18 protein-coding genes are annotated in these 16,804 nt (G+C 66.8%); 6 read left to right on the plus strand and 12 right to left on the minus strand.

The window, feature by feature from the left end:
• Positions 1 to 433, plus strand: a 433-nt coding sequence (locus AB0O89_RS13940; protein WP_363498741.1) for a DUF6325 family protein, incomplete at its 5' end; no start/stop codon positions are given.
• A gap of 17 nt (positions 434 to 450) precedes the next feature.
• Positions 451 to 804: an SHOCT domain-containing protein gene (locus tag AB0O89_RS13945; RefSeq protein WP_300593503.1), complete on the plus strand. Its 354-nt coding sequence runs from the start codon at positions 451 to 453 to the stop codon at positions 802 to 804.
• 2 nt (positions 805 to 806) lie between these two features.
• Here the strand turns inward: AB0O89_RS13945 and AB0O89_RS13950 are convergent, their stop codons facing one another.
• The 3 genes from AB0O89_RS13950 to AB0O89_RS13960 form a co-directional block, all read right to left on the minus strand.
• Positions 807 to 1,979, minus strand: a complete 1,173-nt coding sequence (locus tag AB0O89_RS13950) for an AI-2E family transporter (RefSeq protein ID WP_363498744.1) — start codon at positions 1,977 to 1,979, stop codon at positions 807 to 809.
• Positions 1,980 to 2,016: 37 nt separating this feature from the next.
• The gene (locus AB0O89_RS13955; RefSeq protein ID WP_363498747.1) at positions 2,017 to 2,775 is read right to left on the minus strand and encodes an ion channel; all 759 of its coding nucleotides are present in this window, start codon (positions 2,773 to 2,775) and stop codon (positions 2,017 to 2,019) included.
• A gap of 69 nt (positions 2,776 to 2,844) precedes the next feature.
• Positions 2,845 to 3,219, minus strand: coding sequence for an SHOCT domain-containing protein (locus AB0O89_RS13960; RefSeq protein WP_292707164.1), 375 nt, complete (start codon positions 3,217 to 3,219; stop codon positions 2,845 to 2,847).
• Between the two features lie 126 nt (positions 3,220 to 3,345).
• Between AB0O89_RS13960 and AB0O89_RS13965 the strand changes: the two genes are divergently transcribed.
• Together AB0O89_RS13965 and AB0O89_RS13970 are read left to right on the plus strand one after the other, a co-directional pair.
• Positions 3,346 to 4,956, plus strand: coding sequence for a SulP family inorganic anion transporter (locus AB0O89_RS13965; RefSeq protein WP_363498750.1), 1,611 nt, complete (start codon positions 3,346 to 3,348; stop codon positions 4,954 to 4,956).
• 5 nt (positions 4,957 to 4,961) lie between these two features.
• Complete coding sequence (locus AB0O89_RS13970; RefSeq protein WP_363498753.1) at positions 4,962 to 6,245, plus strand: ion channel protein; 1,284 nt, start codon at positions 4,962 to 4,964, stop codon at positions 6,243 to 6,245.
• Here the strand turns inward: AB0O89_RS13970 and AB0O89_RS13975 are convergent.
• The 5 genes from AB0O89_RS13975 to dnaK are packed head-to-tail and all read right to left on the minus strand — an operon-like array spanning position 6,232 to position 11,375.
• Positions 6,232 to 7,326, minus strand: a complete 1,095-nt coding sequence (locus AB0O89_RS13975; protein ID WP_363498756.1) for a DUF998 domain-containing protein — start codon at positions 7,324 to 7,326, stop codon at positions 6,232 to 6,234. The genes AB0O89_RS13970 and AB0O89_RS13975 overlap by 14 nt on opposite strands.
• 33 nt (positions 7,327 to 7,359) lie before the next feature.
• A complete protein-coding gene (locus tag AB0O89_RS13980; RefSeq protein WP_363498759.1) occupies positions 7,360 to 7,824 on the minus strand; it encodes a MerR family transcriptional regulator in 465 nt (154 codons plus the stop codon).
• A gap of 17 nt (positions 7,825 to 7,841) precedes the next feature.
• Positions 7,842 to 8,834: a DnaJ C-terminal domain-containing protein gene (locus AB0O89_RS13985; protein ID WP_363498762.1), complete on the minus strand. Its 993-nt coding sequence runs from the start codon at positions 8,832 to 8,834 to the stop codon at positions 7,842 to 7,844.
• Positions 8,835 to 8,849: 15 nt separating this feature from the next.
• Entirely contained in the window at positions 8,850 to 9,494 is a 645-nt protein-coding gene (locus tag AB0O89_RS13990) for a nucleotide exchange factor GrpE (RefSeq protein ID WP_363498765.1), read from the minus strand.
• A 12-nt stretch (positions 9,495 to 9,506) separates the two neighbouring features.
• The gene (gene dnaK, locus AB0O89_RS13995; RefSeq protein ID WP_363498768.1) at positions 9,507 to 11,375 is read right to left on the minus strand and encodes a molecular chaperone DnaK; all 1,869 of its coding nucleotides are present in this window, start codon (positions 11,373 to 11,375) and stop codon (positions 9,507 to 9,509) included.
• A gap of 164 nt (positions 11,376 to 11,539) precedes the next feature.
• Between dnaK and AB0O89_RS14000 the strand changes: the two genes are divergently transcribed.
• Positions 11,540 to 12,106, plus strand: coding sequence for a GNAT family N-acetyltransferase (locus AB0O89_RS14000; RefSeq protein ID WP_363498771.1), 567 nt, complete (start codon positions 11,540 to 11,542; stop codon positions 12,104 to 12,106).
• 13 nt (positions 12,107 to 12,119) lie between these two features.
• Here AB0O89_RS14000 and AB0O89_RS14005 read toward each other — a convergent pair whose 3' ends face one another.
• Genes AB0O89_RS14005 through AB0O89_RS14015 form a run of 3 tightly spaced genes read right to left on the minus strand, consistent with a single transcriptional unit; the run spans position 12,120 to position 14,450 of the window.
• Positions 12,120 to 12,734 carry a hypothetical protein gene (locus AB0O89_RS14005; RefSeq protein WP_363498774.1) on the minus strand — a complete coding sequence of 205 codons (615 nt, stop codon included), beginning with the start codon at positions 12,732 to 12,734 and terminating at the stop codon, positions 12,120 to 12,122.
• Between the two features lie 15 nt (positions 12,735 to 12,749).
• Positions 12,750 to 13,958: a cation:proton antiporter gene (locus tag AB0O89_RS14010; protein WP_363498776.1), complete on the minus strand. Its 1,209-nt coding sequence runs from the start codon at positions 13,956 to 13,958 to the stop codon at positions 12,750 to 12,752.
• 3 nt (positions 13,959 to 13,961) lie between these two features.
• Complete coding sequence (locus tag AB0O89_RS14015; protein WP_300591466.1) at positions 13,962 to 14,450, minus strand: cation:proton antiporter regulatory subunit; 489 nt, start codon at positions 14,448 to 14,450, stop codon at positions 13,962 to 13,964.
• Positions 14,451 to 14,512: 62 nt separating this feature from the next.
• Between AB0O89_RS14015 and AB0O89_RS14020 the strand changes: the two genes are divergently transcribed.
• Positions 14,513 to 15,967: an MFS transporter gene (locus AB0O89_RS14020; RefSeq protein WP_363498779.1), complete on the plus strand. Its 1,455-nt coding sequence runs from the start codon at positions 14,513 to 14,515 to the stop codon at positions 15,965 to 15,967.
• A 111-nt stretch (positions 15,968 to 16,078) separates the two neighbouring features.
• Here AB0O89_RS14020 and AB0O89_RS14025 read toward each other — a convergent pair whose 3' ends face one another.
• Positions 16,079 to 16,663, minus strand: coding sequence for a MarR family winged helix-turn-helix transcriptional regulator (locus tag AB0O89_RS14025; protein ID WP_363498782.1), 585 nt, complete (start codon positions 16,661 to 16,663; stop codon positions 16,079 to 16,081).
• Positions 16,664 to 16,804: the final 141 nt, after the last annotated feature.

Below are 16,804 nucleotides of genomic sequence, written 5' to 3' on the forward strand. Positions count from 1 at the left end.
CACCATGACTGAGTTCCGCTATGGACCGGTCGAGCTCTACCTCGTCGGTTTCGACGGCGACCGCCCGAGCCCTGACACCATCTCCGCGCTCGCGGAGCTCCTGGAAGGCGGTCTCGTACGCCTTCTCGACTTCGTGATCGTGTCGAAGTCCGAGTCGGGCGATGTCGAGGTCATCGAGATCGAAGACCAGACCGAGGAGTATGGCTTCGGCGGTATCGAGCTCGCTGAGATCGGCATCACCGGCGAAGAGGACATCGCCGAGCTCGTCGAGCTGGTCGAGCCGGGCTCGTCCGCGGCAATCGTCGCTCTCGAGCTGCTCTACGCACGCCGACTCGCCGACCGACTCGCCGCCTCCGGTGGCGTCGTCCTCAGCGCCGAACGCATCCCCGCCCCCATTGTCAACGCCGTCATGGACCTGGCCGAACAGGCCTGAGAAAGAGGAGATCCAACATGATCAGACGAGTCGGCCGTCCCGGCCTCATCGGCCTCGCCGCACGCACCGCCGTCGTCGCGGGCACCGCCAGTGCGGTATCGGGCGCGATGTCGAACAACCAGCAGAAGAAGGCCCAGGCGCAGTACGAGCAGGAGCAGTACCAGGCAGCTCAGCAGCAGGCTGCGATGCAGCAGGCTGCCCAGCAGGCCGTCGCTGCGCAGATGGCGGCAGCTCCCGCACCGGCTCCCGCCGCGCCGGCGGCGCCCGCTGTCGATGTCGTTGCCGAGCTCCAGAAGCTCGCGGCGCTCAAGGACGCAGGCGTGCTCTCGGACGACGAGTTCGCTGCGGCAAAGGCCAAGCTCCTCTCCTGAGATCACACGGGAGGGTCGCCGGCAGCGTCTGCGGACTCGGCCGGCGACCCTTCGTCATTCTCCGTGGCGGCGTCGACGCCTGTGTCGTCGCGGGGAGCTTCTGTTGAGTCATCAACCGGCGCAGCATCCCGATCTCCACTCAGCCACCGCAAGACCCGCGCGTTCGGGTCGGCCTCCAGAATCAGCGCACGCACGAGCAGGGTCAGCGGAATCGACAGGATCGCCCCGAGCGGACCGATCACAAACGTCCAGAAGATCACCGAGAAGAAACTCAGCGTGAGGCTGAGGCTGACGGCATCCGCAACGAACTTCGGCTGGACGAGCACCTGCAGCACGACGTTCACGATGCAGTAGATCGCGATGACGGCCAGAAACAGCGGCCACCCCCCGACGACCAGCGCGAGAACAGCTGGCGGAATGAGGCCGAGGATGAACCCGATGTTGGGGATGAAGTTGGTGACGAACGCCAGGATCGCCCAGACCACCGGCGCCGGTACTCCGATTGCGGCGAGCGCGATGCCGTCGATGATGGCGACGATCGCACCGAAGATGGCGTTGACGATGTAGTAGCGCCGGGTTCCGACCGTGAAGGTGCGAACCCGGGCGAGTGTCCCGTCGACCGCGGAACCGAAGACAGCCCGGAGTCGGTTGTACCGGGCAGCGTCTGCGGCCATGAAGATGACGTAGGCGAGCACGAAGAACAACCCGATCGCGACCCCGACGACCATCCCCGACACCGATGTCGCCACGCTGAGCAGGCGCGAGGGTTCGAGGAAGGACGCGAGGGTGTCGGCAGCCTGCCGGTCCCAGCCCATATCGGCGAGCCACTGCTCGATCCCATCGACCGTGGTCTGCAGCTGCGCGACGTAGTTGACGACGAGGCGCGCGAACTGCGTTCCCGCGAACAGAAGGAGAAGCGCCATCGCGGTCAGGATCACGTACGCGAGCAGGATGACGGCGGTCGTGGCGGTCCACATCGGCCATCCGCGCCGGCGCAACAGCCCCTGCAGGGGATGGCAGATGATCACGATCACTGCCGCGAGCGCCAGCGGGCCGACGATCTCCCGGGCCCAGGAAAGCCCGACGAGGACGACCACAGCCGCCGCCAGGCCGATCAGCACCCGCAGCATCGGCGACGATGCCGAGTGCGCTTCGGGTGGCGGCGCGGAACTCACGGCGTCAGGTTACCGCGCGCACTCTCGGAACCGGCCGTCACGACGATGCCTCAGGGGGGTCGGCCTTGTGATGGTGCGGAAGCGCGTGCTCGACATCCGTGGGCAGCGCCTTGACGACGGACTCGATCTGCCGCGACAGCGCGCGCACCTGTCCGCGGGTAGCTGTCTCGCCGTCATCGTTGCCCGATACCGTGGCCGCCCGCTCGACGAACCAGGATGCCGTGGTCGCGGTGACGACACCGACAACGCCGATTCCGACCGACATCAGCACGACCGCGACGATGCGCCCCCAGGCCGTGATGGGATACAAGTCGCCATAGCCGACGGTTGTCACGGTCACAAAGGACCACCAGATCGCATCGCCGAAGTTGAGGATATTCGCGCCCGGAGCCGGGCGCTCGACATCCAAGACGGCGAGGGAACAGATCCAGATAAGGATCGCGACAGTGCCGCCCGCCAAGACGGCGGCCTGCGTACGAAGCTGGTCACCCTTTGACATCTTCTGGATCTGGGTGATCGCCCTCACCAGCCGCAGTGGCTTGAGCACGGGAAGCACGACGACGGCCAGATCGAACAGGTGCCCCCGGAACCACACGCCCTTCTTCGGTGCCAGCGCGAGGCGGACCAGGTAGTCGATCGCGAACATGACCCACGTCACCGCCATGACGATGCGCATGACGGCATAGTCGGGGCCCTGCAGGTTCCAGATCACCTGCCACGAGTACGCCACGATGAAAGCGAGGGATGCGACGACCAGCGGCCAGTAGGTCAGTCGTTGCCAGCGTTCTTCGGTCATGGTTTGAGAGTAGTGAGACTCACGGCCTCGCCCGCGGTGGACGAGGCCGTGAGTCCAGCTGGATGGGGCTCAGGCCAGTGCCTTCGCCTTGATCTTCTCGAAGTCGTCCGCCGTGATCGTGCCAGCGTCGCGCAACTGCGCGGCCTTGGCGATCTCATCGGTCGCACTCGCGCCGGCTGCTGACCGGATGTACGCGTCGGTCTCCCGGCGCGCTGCCTCAGCCTGTGCGACACTCCGCTGAGCCATTCCCTTTCCACGCGCGATGAGGTAGATCAGCGCAGTGAGGATGGGCACGAAGATCAGGAAAATGATCCAAACTGCCTTGGCGAAGCCGCCCAGGTTCTGGTCGCGCACGAGGTCGGCGAGGATTGAGAAGAGCAGGAACAGATAGGCGACGAACACGTACGCCCAGAGCATCCAGATGATGAATTCCCAAAAGTTCATCGGGTGGGGTCCTTCCATGGTCGGCGCGACGATCGCGCCTGAATAACCTTCGGGCCGCGGGGAGTGAGGCACATCACCCTTCCGGGGTGAATCGCGAACTGGCGCTCGCTCGTAGACTCTCGCGACGTGACCATCAGACCTCTCGCCGGCCTCACCGCCCGCTCCGTCGGCCGGGAACTGCTCGCGGGAGTAACCCTGCTCGCGATCGCCGTCCCCCTGAACATCGGGTACGCCCAGATCGCGGGGCTGCCGCCGACGGCCGGACTCTACGCGCTGATCGTGCCGACGATCATCTTCGTTGCAGTTACTTCTTCGCGTCACGTTGTGGCGTCCCCGGATGCCGCGGCCGCCGCTCTGGTCGCGTCATCCGTCGGGGGACTGGCGGTAGCCGGCTCGGATCAGTACCTGGTCATGGCGATGGCGCAGGCGATCATCTCCGGCATCGCGTTCGTCGTCATGGCGGTGTTCCGGCTGGGGTTCCTCGCGAACTTCCTCTCGGCGCCGATCCTCATCGGCTTCGTCGCGGGGCTTGCCCTCGACATCCTGGTCTCGCAGATCGCGAAGATGCTGGGGATTCCGATCGAATCCGGCTCCGAGTTCCTCGAGAAGCTGGTGCAGCTGGCCGAGGGGCTTCCCCATCTGAACGTGTGGGCACTGTGTATCTCGGCGGGGTCGCTCGTGATCCTGCTGCTCGGTCGCCGCTGGCTCCGGGTGGCACCGTGGGCGCTCGTGGTGATCGTGGTGTCGACGATCACCGTCTCGATCACCGACGCCGACCAGGCGGGGGTCGACGTGCTCGGCGAGGTGGCAGGGGGCCTTCCGACACTGACGTGGCCGATCCTGGATTGGGGGACGTGGATCGCCCTCATCCCCTCCGCACTCGCCCTCACCCTGGTCACCGTCGCCGAGGGGCTGCTGTTGTCGCGATCGTACGGGGAGCGGCATCGGTATCGCACCGATCCCAATCGCGACCTGCTCGCCTTCGGGCTCACCAACATCGCGGCCGGGGCCAGCGGCAGCTTCGCCATCGGATCGTCGACCTCGCGCAGCGCCGCAATGGAGCAGGCAGGCGCCCGGTCCCAATTACCCGCGCTCGTGACAGCAGCGGGGACGCTCCTGCTGTTGCTGTTCGGAACGTCGGCGCTCGCGCTCATCCCCTCGCCGGCCATCGGCGCAGTCGTGGCAGTCGCCATCCTGCCGCTCCTGGGTATTCGCGAGCTGACGCGGCTCTGGCGGGTCGAGCGCGGCGAGTTCCTGGTGGCTGCCGTCTGCTTCGCGGTGACGCTTCTGGTCGGCACCATTGCCGGAATCGCCGTCGCGTTCCTCCTTGCTCTGATCAACGTCACGCGACGCGCGGCATCCGCACCGGTCGACGTGCTCGCCGGAGCAGAGGACGGTGGCGCGATCCTCGAGACGGCGGAGGCTGGCACGACCACGGTTCCCGGCGTTCTGATCCTGCGGCTCGCCGCTCCCCTGTTCTTCGCGAACGCCGCGAGCTTCGTCGGCGCGGTCAAGACGAGCGTCGGCGCCGCAGACACGCCAGTCCACCACCTCGTGATCGATTTGGAGTCGGTCACGGATGCCGACGTGACGGCCGCCGAGGCGATGACGGGACTTCGGGACTGGTTGGCAGCGCGAGACGTCCAGCTCGCCTTCAGTCGGCCCAGAGAACACCTGCTCCCCCGTTTCCGTCGGCTCGGGGTCATCTCTCGCAGGCGAACCTTCCCCCTAGGGTGAGCGTCATGGATTCCACTCCGAACCCGTGGGCGTTTGCCGCTAGCTCGCGCACGCTCATCGCCCTGTCGATCCCCGCCGCGCTCATCGGCATCCTGTCGGGGGTCATGCTGTGGGCGCTGGACGAAGTCGCACACCTGGGCACCGTGTGGGTGTGGGAGGCGCTGCCAGAGTCACTGGGCGCGAGCGGCGACTCGCCCTGGTGGATCTTCGGCGTCCTCGCCCTCACCGGATTCCTCGTGGGACTGGTCGTGTGGAAGATGCCCGGCCACGGCGGACAGGACTCCGCAACAGTCGAGCTCATCGCACCGCCCCAGCCCGTGCGTGCGGTGCCGAGCATCATCGTCGTCATCCTGCTGACGCTGATCGGTGGCGTCAGCCTCGGCCCCGAGAGCCCGATCATCGCGATCAACACGGCGCTGGCGGTGTGGATCGTGACGCGGCTGTGGCCCGCGATCCCGGCGCAGCTGGTCGTGATCCTCACGGCCGCCGGCACGATCGGTGCGCTGTTTGGCACACCCGTGGCAGCCGCGCTCGTGTTCACCGGAGCCCTCGCGTCCGGCGCTGGCGCACTGTGGGACAAGCTGTTCCTGCCGCTCGTGGCCGCCGCGACGGGCACCGTCACCTCGATCGTCCTCGGCGGCGGGCTGGGCGCCGTCGCGAGCATCGCGCCCTACACCGATCCGCAGGCCATCGACCTCGTGTGGGCATCCGTGATCGCCGCGGTCGGCGCCGCGATTGCCCTCGTCGGAATCGTCGCGTTCAAGGCCCTGCACCCGTTCCTGCGACGGCGGATGCCGAACCCGCTGCTGCTGAGCATTGCCGGCGGACTGCTGCTCGGCGGACTCGGCGCGGTCGGCGGCCCCCTGACACTCTTCAAGGGCCTGGAGCAGAGCGCTCAACTCATCGCTCTGAACGGCACGATCGGGTGGACAGGCCTTCTCGCCGTCGTCGGCATCAAACTCGCGGCACTCGTGGTGGCGGCATCCTTCGGCTTCCGCGGTGGCCGTGTGTTCCCGGCGATCTTCCTCGGCGTCGCGTTCGGGATGCTTGCCCAGACTCTGGTGCCGTCGATCCCGTTCGGCCTGGCGATCGCCAGCGGCGTGCTCGGGTTCACGCTCGCCATCGCCCGCGACGGCTGGATCGCGTTGTTCGTCGCTGTCGCAATGGTCGGCGATATCGGCATCCTCGCGATCATGTGCGTGGCTATCCTGCCGACGTGGCTGGTCGTGGCTCGGGCACCGGAGATGATCATCGAGGATCACCCGGTAGCTGTCGTCACGTCGCGTTGATGTCGGTCTCCAAGGCCGCGGCGTTGCGGATGAAGAGGATGATCCAGGTGAAGACGAGGATGCCCGCGACCAGCTCGACGGCGGTCAGGGTGTAGTAGCCCACGACGAAGAAGACCGCGAACACGACGATGGCGGCGATGAAGAGCCAGCCGAGCGCGGCGAACGGGCGCGGGATTCCGGGGATCCAGGCGGGAAGTCGGATCACGAGCACGCCGAACACGACGGCCATCCCCGAGGCGAATCCGGTGTGAATAGCGAAGAACCGATCGACCGGAAAGACCCCGACGAAGGCGAGGAAGATCCCGACCAGGATGAGGCACAGCCGCACCCACCGGATGCCGTTCGCATGCGAGCTCGGGATGCCTCGGGTCGTGTACCTCGCAAGGGTCGTGACGATGAAGCCTGCGACGATGAGCGTGAGATTGAACGTCATCGCCGACAGGTCGTTCGTCATTCCCAGCGCGGAGAGATTGTCTTTCCACCAGTACGGGTCGCTGGCGGTCAGCATTGCCGCGAGCACCCCTTCGACCAGGAACACGGCGAGAATCAGCGCGAGCAGCGACAGGTCCATGTGCGTGGCCGAGTAGAAGACGAGGTATGCGGTCACCGACGCTGCGGCACCCGAAAGGGCGAGCAGCGGCAGCGCATAAACTTCCGCACCGATGAACGCGTCCTCAAGGATCACCGCGAGCAGCGTCCACGACAACAGAGCGATGATGCCGTGGGCGAAGGCAAGGGCAGCGGCATCCAGGTAGTCCAGCACCCCGAGGCGGCGGGCGCCGGACTGGCGCTGGTGGAGGACGTAGCGGCCCGCGATGAACGCGAGGATACCTGCGACCGCTGAGGCGATCGCGGAGAACTGGCCGACCGACCCGGGGCCGGAGATGGGTGCACTCTGGAACCGGAAGACGACCAGCGCGATCAGCGCGACAAGGACGAACGCGATGGCTCCGACGCCAAGACTGAGCGACTCCAGAGCTCGCTCCTGGTCGGGGCCGGATCCTTCGGCGGCGACGATGCGGTGCGCGCGGCGTGTCTCAACCTGCGGTGCGGGTACGTCGCTCGGTGGTGTCGCTGTCACGGCATGAGAGTAGCGCAGCGGCCGCGGCGCGAGTCAGCCCTCGCCCTCCGGGATCTCGGATGCCGGGGGCAGCGCGTGACGCGGGCGCCACAGCACGATCTCGGTGGCGCGGCGAACGCGCCGGCCATGGCGAAGGGTGATGACCGATCCGCTGGATCCTGCCGCGAACACCCGCGCGCCGGGCCTACTGGCGAGCTCCGCTTCAACGCGGGCCTCGAGGTCGCGCACGCGGGTGTGCAGCTCGCGCACCCGGTTCTCGAGCTCGAGGATTCGCGCGATCGCCGGCAGGCTCATTCCCTCACTCGACAGCCGGGCGATCTCGCGCAGCTGCTCGACGTGGCGCAGCGAATACCGCCGCGACCCACCCTGCGTGCGGCCGGGCACGACCAGACCGAGCCGGTCGTACTGCCGCAGGGTCTGCGGATGCATGCCGGCGAGCTCGGCCGCTGCCGCGATCGCCAGGATCGGGGCCTCGTCGTCGATCTCGTGTTCAGGCATCCGGGTTTCCTCGAGGGTCAGCTTGCTGCGCGGGCGAGCAGTTCGGCGCGTGGGTTCTCTTTCGGCTCGGCCTCGCGGTATTTCTCGAGCGCTTCCCGTGCGGCACCGTCGACATGGGTGGGAACGGCGATCTGGACCTCGGCGAGGAGGTCACCGGTGCCCTTCTGCGCCTGCACCCCGCGCCCCTTGACGCGCAGAACACGCCCTGAGGGTGTGCCGGGGGCTACGCGCAGCTTCACGGGCTCGCCGCCGAGGGTCGGTACCTCGATCGTCGCACCGAAGACCGCCTCGGTATAGGTCACCGGCACGACGACCCGCAGGTTCAGCCCGTCACGGGTGAACACCGGATGCGGCCGCACGGTCACCTGCACGACGATGTCGCCGCTCTCCCCGCCATCGGGCGAGGGACGACCGCGGCCGCGCAGCCGGATCTTCTGCCCGTCGGCGACACCGGCGGGGATCTTCACCTTGAACGGTTGCCCGTCCTCGGACTGCAGCGTGATCGTCTCACCCTTGGTCGCCGTGACGAAGTCGATCGTCGTGCGTGCCGTGACGTCGGCTCCGCGGGTTGGTCCACCGTAGCCGCGGTACCCACCGGATGCCTGCCCGAACCGTCCCGACCCGAACGAGCTGCCACCGCCCTGCCCGAACATCGAGAAGATGTCGTCGAAGTCGGCGCTCTGGTAGCTGTAGCCGCCGCGGCTCTGGCCGAACCGGCTGAAGACGTCCTCGAAGCCGCCGGCGCCCTGGCCGCCCGCCGTGAAGCGAGCGCCCGAGCCCATCGCGCGGATCTGGTCGTACTCCTCGCGCTGTTCGGGATCGGAGAGCACCGCGTACGCTTCACTGATTTCCTTGAAGCGAGCTTCAGCCTTCGCATCACCGGCGTTGGAGTCCGGGTGATACTGGCGTGCGAGCTTACGGTAGGTCTTCTTCAGGTCCGCAGCTGATACGTCCTTCGAGACGCCCAGGACCTTATAGAAGTCCTTGTCGAACCAGTCTTGACTGGCCATCGATTGTCCTCCGTGCTACTCAGCCGGCACGGCGACGACGACCTTCGCGGGGCGAAGCTCGATCGATCCGAGCCGATAGCCGACCTCCACGACCTCCAGAATCGTCGTCTCGGTAGCCTCGGGAGTGGGCTGCTGGAAGATCGCCTCGTGCTGTTGCGGGTCGAAGACCTCGCCGGCTTCGCCGTAGGAGGTGACACCGAGCCGTTCGGCGACCGAGCGGATCTTCTCCGCAATCGCCGCGAACGGCGTGCCCTCCTCGAGGTCGCCATGCTTCTCGGCGCGATCGAGGTCGTCCAGTACCGGAATGAAGCCCTTGGCGACAGCACCCTTGGCGCGTTCGATCTCGATCTCCCGCTGCTCCTCCGTGCGGCGGCGGTAGTTGGCGTACTCCGCCTGGAGGCGCTTGAGGTCGGTCAACAGTGCCGACTCGAGGTCGGCGAGGACGACATCCTCGGCAGCGGCGGCGTCCGCCGACTGCGCGGCCCCGAGAATGTCATCCACCGTGAGCTCATCCTGCCCGGCCCCGGCTGCGCCGGAGGAGGAATCCTCCGACGCAGCCGCGTGGCCGTCGTCAGCGCTCGCGCTGCCAGGGGCGCCGTCAGGTCCGACTCCGGAGTCCTTCTCCGAAGGGGTGGGCTCTTCGTCGTCCTTGCGTGCCATGATCTCTTCCGCTTACTTCTTGTCGTCTTCGTCCTCGACGACCTCTGCGTCGATGACGTCCTCGTCGGGGTTGGGAACCTCACCCGAACCGGGCTCGCTCGCGGCCGGGTCGGGGTTCTCACCCGCAGCCTGGCCCGCCTGGTAGATGGCTTCGCCGAGCTGCGACTGGCTCTGGTTCAGCTTGTCGAACGCAGCCTTCACCGCGTCGTCGTCATCTCCCGCGAGAGCGGTCTTGAGGGCATCGACATCGGCCTGCACCGAGGTCTTGACCTCTTCGGGCAGCTTGTCCTCGTTGTCCTTGATGAGCTTCTCGATCGAGTACGACAGGGTCTCGGCCTGGTTGCGGGTCTCGGCCGACTCACGACGCTTCTTGTCTTCGGCGGCGTGCTCCTCGGCCTCACGCACCATGCGCTCGATGTCTTCCTTGGGCAGCGACGAGCCACCGGTGATCGTCATCGACTGCTCCTTGCCCGTGCCCTTGTCCTTGGCTGACACATGCACGATGCCGTTGGCGTCGATGTCGAAGGTGACCTCCACCTGCGGGATGCCGCGCGGCGCCGGCGCGATGCCGGTGAGCTCGAAGGTGCCCAGCGGCTTGTTGTCGCGAGTGAACTCGCGCTCGCCCTGGAAGACCTGGATCGCGACCGACGGCTGGTTGTCGTCGGCGGTCGTGAAGGTCTCGCTCCGCTTGGTCGGGATGGCCGTGTTGCGCTCGATGAGCTTGGTCATGATGCCGCCCTTGGTCTCGATACCGAGGCTCAGCGGGGTGACGTCGATGAGCAGAACGTCCTTGCGCTCGCCCTTGAGGACACCGGCCTGAAGGGCAGCGCCGACGGCGACGACCTCATCCGGGTTCACACCCTTGTTGGGCTCCTTGCCACCGGTCTCTTTCTTGACGAGGTCGCTCACGGCGGGCATGCGGGTCGAACCACCCACGAGCACGACGTGGTCGATGTCGCCGACCTTGATGCCGGCTTCGCGGATGACATCCTCGAACGGCTTCTTCGTGCGGTCCAGCAGGTCCTTTGTGAGGTCCTCGAACTTGGCACGGGTGATCGTCTCAGACAGCGACACGGGGCCGTTCTCCGTCAGCGACAGGTAGGGCAGGTTCACGCTCGTGGATGCCGAGCTCGAGAGCTCCTTCTTCGCCTGCTCCGCGGCCTCCTTGAGTCGCTGCAGGGCGATCTTGTCACCCGAGACGTCGACACCGGTGGTGTCCTTGAACTGCTTGATCAGGTAGTCGACGACCCGCTGATCCCAGTCATCGCCACCGAGGCGGTTGTCGCCCGCGGTCGAACGCACCTGGATGGTCGAGAAGTCGTCATCCTTGCCCACCTCGAGGAGCGAGACGTCGAAGGTTCCACCACCGAGGTCGAACACGAGGATGAGCTCGTCTTCCTTGCCGCGGTCCAGGCCGTACGCCAGCGCGGCGGCGGTCGGCTCGTTGATGATGCGCAGGACGTTCAGACCCGCGATCTCTCCGGCCTCCTTCGTGGCCTGACGCTCGGCGTCGTTGAAGTAGGCGGGGACGGTGATGACGGCATCCGTCACCGAGTCACCGAGGTACTGCTCGGCGTCGTGCTTCAGCTTGGCGAGGATGCGCGCCGAGATCTCCTGCGGCGTGTACTTCTTGCCATCGACGTCGAAGGTCCAGGTGGTGCCCATGTGGCGCTTGACCGACGAGACGGTGCGGTCGACGTTCGTGACGGCCTGGCGCTTGGCGGTCTCACCGACGAGCACCTCGCCGTCCTTCGTGAAGGCGACCACCGACGGGGTGGTGCGGAAGCCCTCGGCGTTGGCGATGACCTTGGGCTCGCCGCCCTCGAGGACGCTGACGACGGAGTTGGTGGTTCCGAGGTCGATTCCCACTGCACGTGGCATCTGTTTCTCCTTGTTCTGCGTGGAAGCGATGTTCCGGTTGAAAGTCGGCTCGCGTCAACCAGGGGAGGTTGAGCCGCGATGACTCAAGCCTAGCGAGCAGTCGATGGCATGTCAATCGGAGTTGAGTCACCTCATATCAAGTTTGCAGCGACGATAATGTCTGGGTGAGCCTTCCCTGGCGCTTCGAGCCCCTGCGCGGCGAGCGCGTGACACTCGACCTGCTCCGCGCCGACGATATGGAGGCGCTCAGCGCCATCCAGGGCGACCCGGCGACCGTGCGGTACATGCTCTACGAGGCACGGTCGCGCGAACAGGTCATTGCCGCGATCGAGCGCGACAGCGCCCACGACTCTCTCGAGAAGGCCGGTGACTACGTGCAGCCGGCCATCCGGGATGCCGATGGGGAGCTGGTCGGGACGCTGTACTTCACCCTCGTCAGCACCGATGACCGCACCGCCGAGATCGGATGGCTCCTGTCGGCATCCGCAAGGGGCAAGGGCTACGCGACCGAGGCTGCCGAGATCTTCCTGCGCGTCGGGTTCGACGAACTCGGACTGCACCGGATCGCCGCCGAACTCGATCCGCGCAACGATGCGTCAGCTGCAGTCTGCCAGCGGCTCGGAATGCGCCACGAGGCACACTTGCGCGAGAACATGTGGCTCAAGGGCGAGTGGGTCGACACAGCGATCTACGCGATCCTCGAGCGGGACTACCGGCGAGCGCACGCCTGACCCCAGCAGCGCTTCACACGGTCTTCGCGAGGGTCTGCAGCGCGATCACCAGGAAGCCGAGCCCGACAAGGATGCCCAGAGCGATCACTCGTTCCCACCACCGCGCGTGGGAGCGACGTACGGCGAGCCATCCGATCAGGGCGAGGGTGACGATGTACACGATGGCGGCGGCACTGATCGCCGTAGAAAGGGCGATGATCTCGAGCCATCCGAGCAGCATCAGCCCCCCTGGCACGACAACCGTCGACAGGCCCCCACCGGCAACGCGCAAGAGCACAACCCAATCCGCGCCGTGAGGGAACTCGCCCTCCACCGCCAGGTGCGAGACCACGTCAGACACGAACCCCGCGATCGTGATGCCGATCACGCCGAACAGCAGAGCGAGCAGGGCGTGGTCGGCATCCGCATGATCGGAGCCGGCGACCACGAGGACGATGGCAAGCCCGGTGAAGGTGGCGTAGATCCGCTCGCGGAGATACGCGCCGACCGCCCGACTGCCGCCGGTGTTGAAGAGGCGGTCATAGCGCCGCTGCATCGTGGATCCACCCTCGGGGGCTGTCGATCGCGCGGGCGCTCCGTCTGTTCGGGCACCGTCGTGAGGTTCGTCGGCTGACGCAGGCGTCATCATGTGCAAACGGTACCGTCAGCCTTCCGCGGCCGCCGCCCGCTGTCGCATCCGTCGCGCCTTCTGCCGCGCCTTGGCCCAGGCGTCGAACCGCGCGGTATCGGGAATACGTGCCAGGAGGGGTCCGACGACGATCGTGATGAGGACGTAGGCCGTCGCGAGCGCGGCAAGCGATCGGTCTGCCCCAGCCGACACGGCAAGGCCCGCGATGACGATCGAGAACTCCCCGCGAGGCGTGAGCGCGAAACCGGCACGCCAGCGACCGGGCTCGGCGATCCCGGCCTTGCGCGCCGCGAGGTAGCCGGTCAACACCTTCGTTCCCATCGTGACGATCGCCAGGATGAGTGCGGGGACGAGCACCGGAGGAAGATCGGATGGGGTGGTGGAGAGCCCGAAGAACAGAAAGAACACCGCCGCGAACAGGTCGCGCAGCGGGGTGAGGACCTGCGTCGCATGCTCGGCCGCGGGACCGGAGATCGCGATGCCGACGAGGAAAGCTCCGACCGCTGCCGACACGTTTGCCTCTGCGGCAAGTCCCGCGACGATCAGGGTGAGCCCCAGCACCGAGAGCAGCAGCACATCCGCGCGCTTGGACCAGACGAGCTTGGAGACGAGCGGACCGTGCCGCAGCGCCACCCACAGGATGAACAGGACCGCAGCCAACGCGATCGTGACACTGATCGTCCCGGCAGCGAGATCCATACCGACCAGCACAGCTGTCAGCACCGGAAGGTAGAAGGCCATCGCCAGGTCCTCGATCACGAGGATCGAGAGGATCGTCGGCGTCTCGCGGTTGGGGAGGCGCCCGAGGTCTTGCAGGACTTTCGCGACGACACCGGATGATGAGATCCACGTGATCCCTGCGAGGACGAGCGCACCGATCGGCCCCCAGCCGAGAACGAATCCGGCGATCGCGCCGGGGATGGCGTTGAGAGCCATGTCTAGGCCGCCAGCCATGCGCGACCTGTTCAGGCTGCCCATCAGCTCTTTTGCGTTGTACTCCAGGCCCAGCATCACGAGCAGCAGGATCACGCCGATTTCAGCGCCGACTTCGATGAACTCCTCGCCCTGCGAGATCGGCAGGATGCCGCCCTCGCCGAACGCGAGCCCCCCCAGGAGGATCAGCGGAATCGGGGAGATTCCGATGCGCCCCGCGAGGCGACCCAGCAGCGCGATGCCGAACAGCAGCGCGCCGATCTCGAGAAAGAGCAGCGCGCCATCATGCATCGATCACGCGCCGTTCAGAATCCGGACCAGATGCTCCAGGCCCTCGCGGGTGCCGACGACGACCAGGGTGTCACCGGCGCGCAGCACGTCGGAGGGCTCGGGCGCAGGGATGACGCCCGACTCCCGCACAACGGCGACGATCGAGCAGCGCGTGAGGGTGCGTGCTTTGGTGTCGCCGAGCGGGCGACCGACGTACGGGGAGTCGGCCCGCACGGGAATCTTCTCCATCTGCAGACCGGCGAACGCCTCCTGCAGTCCCGCCAGCTGCGTGAGGATCACCGATCCACCCAGCACCTCCGAGAGGGCCGTGGCCTCATCATCCGTCAACGCCAGCGTGTCTCCGCAGCGGTCGGGATCATCCTCGTCCGAGATCGCGATCTCGCGGCCACCGTCGCGGAAGTTCACCACCGACAGGCGCCGACCGTCATCGGTGAGGATGTCGTGACGGATGCCGATACCGGGCAGTTCGGCGCGCTCCACATGGACGGGCATGCGCCCATCTTCGCACCAAAAGGGCTACCCAATGTTCACTCTGGACCCCTAGCGTATGGCGAGTGAGCGATAGCGAGCCCGAACTCCGCGGGGCCCCGGCCTCGGCATCCGACGCGACCCGTGTGCCAACTCCCCCGCCGACCACCGACACCGACGCTCTCGAGAGCCTCGCGGTGCTCTTCCAGGACTCCACCGAGGAGCGCGAGATCCCCCGCAAACAGGTCGTCTCGTGGGCGTTCTGGGACTGGGCGACGCAGCCGTTCAACTCCGTCATCCTCACCTTCGTCTTCGCGGCGCTATACCTCGTTTCCGACAGCTTCCTGCCCGCTGATGTCGCCTCGCTTCCGGATGATTCCCCGGTCAAAGAGGCGGCGCTTGCCGACCTCACCAGCGGGTATGGCTTGGTCACCACCATCGCGGGGCTGCTGATCCTGTTTCTCGCGCCGGTCCTCGGCCAACAGGCCGATCGCCGGGGCAGCAAGAAGCGCTGGCTCTTCGTGTTCACGATGCTTCTGGCACTCGCGCAGTTCGCGCTGTTCTTCGCCTACGCCCAGCCCGTCTTCTTCTGGTACGGCGCGGCAGTACTGGCTGTCGGCGCCGTCATCTCCGAGATCGCCGGCGTCAACTACAACGCGTTGCTCGTGCAGGTTTCGACGCCGAAGACCGTCGGCAAGGTCAGCGGCCTCGGCTGGGGCATGGGGTATATCGGCGGGATCGTCGCCCTCGTGATCGTCGTCGCGCTCACCTTCGCCGATTGGTTCGGCATGGACACCTCTGACGGACTTGCCTACCGGCTCATCGCGGTCGGATGCGGCCTGTGGACGATCCTGTTCTCCATCCCGCTGTTCCGCAACGTTCCCGAGCCCCCTCCGTCGGCACCCGGCCAGAGCGTCGGCTTCTTCCGTAGCTACGTGGTGCTCGTGAAGGACATCGCGCGGCTGTTCCGGGAGCACCGCCCCACTTTCTGGTTCCTTATCGCCAGCGCCGTGTACCGCGACGGGCTCGCCGGGGTCTTCGCCTTCGGCGGGGTGCTTGCCGCCGTCGCCTTCGGGTTCGGGCCGACTGACGTCATCCTGTTCGCGATCGCCGCAAACGTGGTGGCCGGCCTGTCGACGATCATCGCGGGTCGCTTCGACGACCGATTCGGAGCGAAGGCCGTCATCGTTTTCGCCCTGACGACACTCGTGCTCGTCGCTTTCGTCGTCTTCGCCTTCCACGACCTCGGCGCCGTCATCTTCTGGATCGGCGGGCTCATCCTCTCCGCGATGGTTGGTCCGGCCCAGGCCGCGTCGCGGTCGCTGCTCGCCCGGGTCACCCCGACGGGGATGCAGGGTGAGATCTTCGGTCTCTACGCCACCACCGGCCGCGTAGCGAGCTTCCTGTCCCCGGCGATGTGGACGGTCTTTATCGCCGCCTTCGGCTCGACCATCTTCGGTGTGCTCGGCATCGGACTGGTGCTGCTGCTCGGCCTCATCCTGCTGCTGTTCGTGCGGGTGCCGAAGCGCTCGGCAGTCTGAGAGCAGCGCCTGAGTCGCCGAGGTAGGAGTTCTTTCGGGGGCAGGAGGGTGCGGGCGACATCCGTCCTGCCTTCCGGATTTCTCCTACGTGCGGAATGCGGCGCGGCGGTATCAGCTGGGCCAGGAGTCGGCGAGCTTGGTCAGCAAGCGCGCGAGGTCGGCGCGTTCGGCATCCGTGAAGGAGGCCAGCGCCGCCGTGATCGCATCGCGGCGCTGATCGCGAAAGCCGCGAACGAAGGCCTCGCCCTTGTCGGTGAGGACGATCCGGGTTCGGCGGGCATCGTCGGGGTCGGCTTCGCGACGCACGAGTCCGAACTCGACCCCCTGCTGGACGAGGCGTGATGCGCGAGGCTGATCGACGCCGATGGCTTCGCCGAGCTCGCTCACGGTCAGCGGGTGGTCGCTGGATGCCAGCACCTCGAGCACCCGCATCCGTGCCGGGCCCGAGATGCGGGCATCTCCCCGCTGTTCCCTCGGACCCATCGGTCCCGCCCACGGACCCCAGCCGCCGCCCGGCGCGAAGCCCGGTCCTCCTCGGTGATGCCCGCGCCTGCGGTGGTCACGTTCTTCGTCGGAACCGTGGTCGTGGGACTCGGAGGGCTCGTGGGGCATCCACGGCCGGGGGCCGCGCCGACCTCGCAGGCGAACGAGTGCTGCCGCGATCTGATCGATGGGGTCGGACGGCGAGCTCGGCATCCTTCCAATTTACATGCGAGTTGACATGGACTCGGATTACATGTCACCATACAACTATATGCATCATCACATGCATTTCCGAGGAGGCTGCGACAACGCCCACCGGAACTGACGCGGGCTCCGCCCGCCAGAGAGGATTCA

It is taken from the genome of Microbacterium sp. NPDC076895 (assembly GCF_040687115.1).
Taxonomy (GTDB): domain Bacteria; phylum Actinomycetota; class Actinomycetes; order Actinomycetales; family Microbacteriaceae; genus Microbacterium.

Bases quoted from the DNA above. Each gene is read 5' to 3' on its own strand.
- AB0O89_RS14015 (WP_300591466.1), bottom strand. From the start codon at position 14,450: ATGCCCGTCCATGTGGAGCGCGCCGAACTGCCCGGTATCGGCATCCGT.
- AB0O89_RS14010 (WP_363498776.1), bottom strand. From the start codon at position 13,958: ATGCATGATGGCGCGCTGCTCTTTCTCGAGATCGGCGCGCTGCTGTTC.
- AB0O89_RS13980 (WP_363498759.1), bottom strand. From the start codon at position 7,824: ATGCCTGAACACGAGATCGACGACGAGGCCCCGATCCTGGCGATCGCG.
- AB0O89_RS14005 (WP_363498774.1), bottom strand. From the start codon at position 12,734: ATGATGACGCCTGCGTCAGCCGACGAACCTCACGACGGTGCCCGAACA.
- AB0O89_RS13955 (WP_363498747.1), bottom strand. From the start codon at position 2,775: ATGACCGAAGAACGCTGGCAACGACTGACCTACTGGCCGCTGGTCGTC.
- AB0O89_RS13985 (WP_363498762.1), bottom strand. From the start codon at position 8,834: ATGGCCAGTCAAGACTGGTTCGACAAGGACTTCTATAAGGTCCTGGGC.
- dnaK (WP_363498768.1), bottom strand. From the start codon at position 11,375: ATGCCACGTGCAGTGGGAATCGACCTCGGAACCACCAACTCCGTCGTC.
- AB0O89_RS14025 (WP_363498782.1), bottom strand. From the start codon at position 16,663: ATGCCGAGCTCGCCGTCCGACCCCATCGATCAGATCGCGGCAGCACTC.
- AB0O89_RS13960 (WP_292707164.1), bottom strand. From the start codon at position 3,219: ATGAACTTTTGGGAATTCATCATCTGGATGCTCTGGGCGTACGTGTTC.
- AB0O89_RS13945 (WP_300593503.1), top strand. From the start codon at position 451: ATGATCAGACGAGTCGGCCGTCCCGGCCTCATCGGCCTCGCCGCACGC.
- AB0O89_RS13970 (WP_363498753.1), top strand. From the start codon at position 4,962: ATGGATTCCACTCCGAACCCGTGGGCGTTTGCCGCTAGCTCGCGCACG.
- AB0O89_RS13990 (WP_363498765.1), bottom strand. From the start codon at position 9,494: ATGGCACGCAAGGACGACGAAGAGCCCACCCCTTCGGAGAAGGACTCC.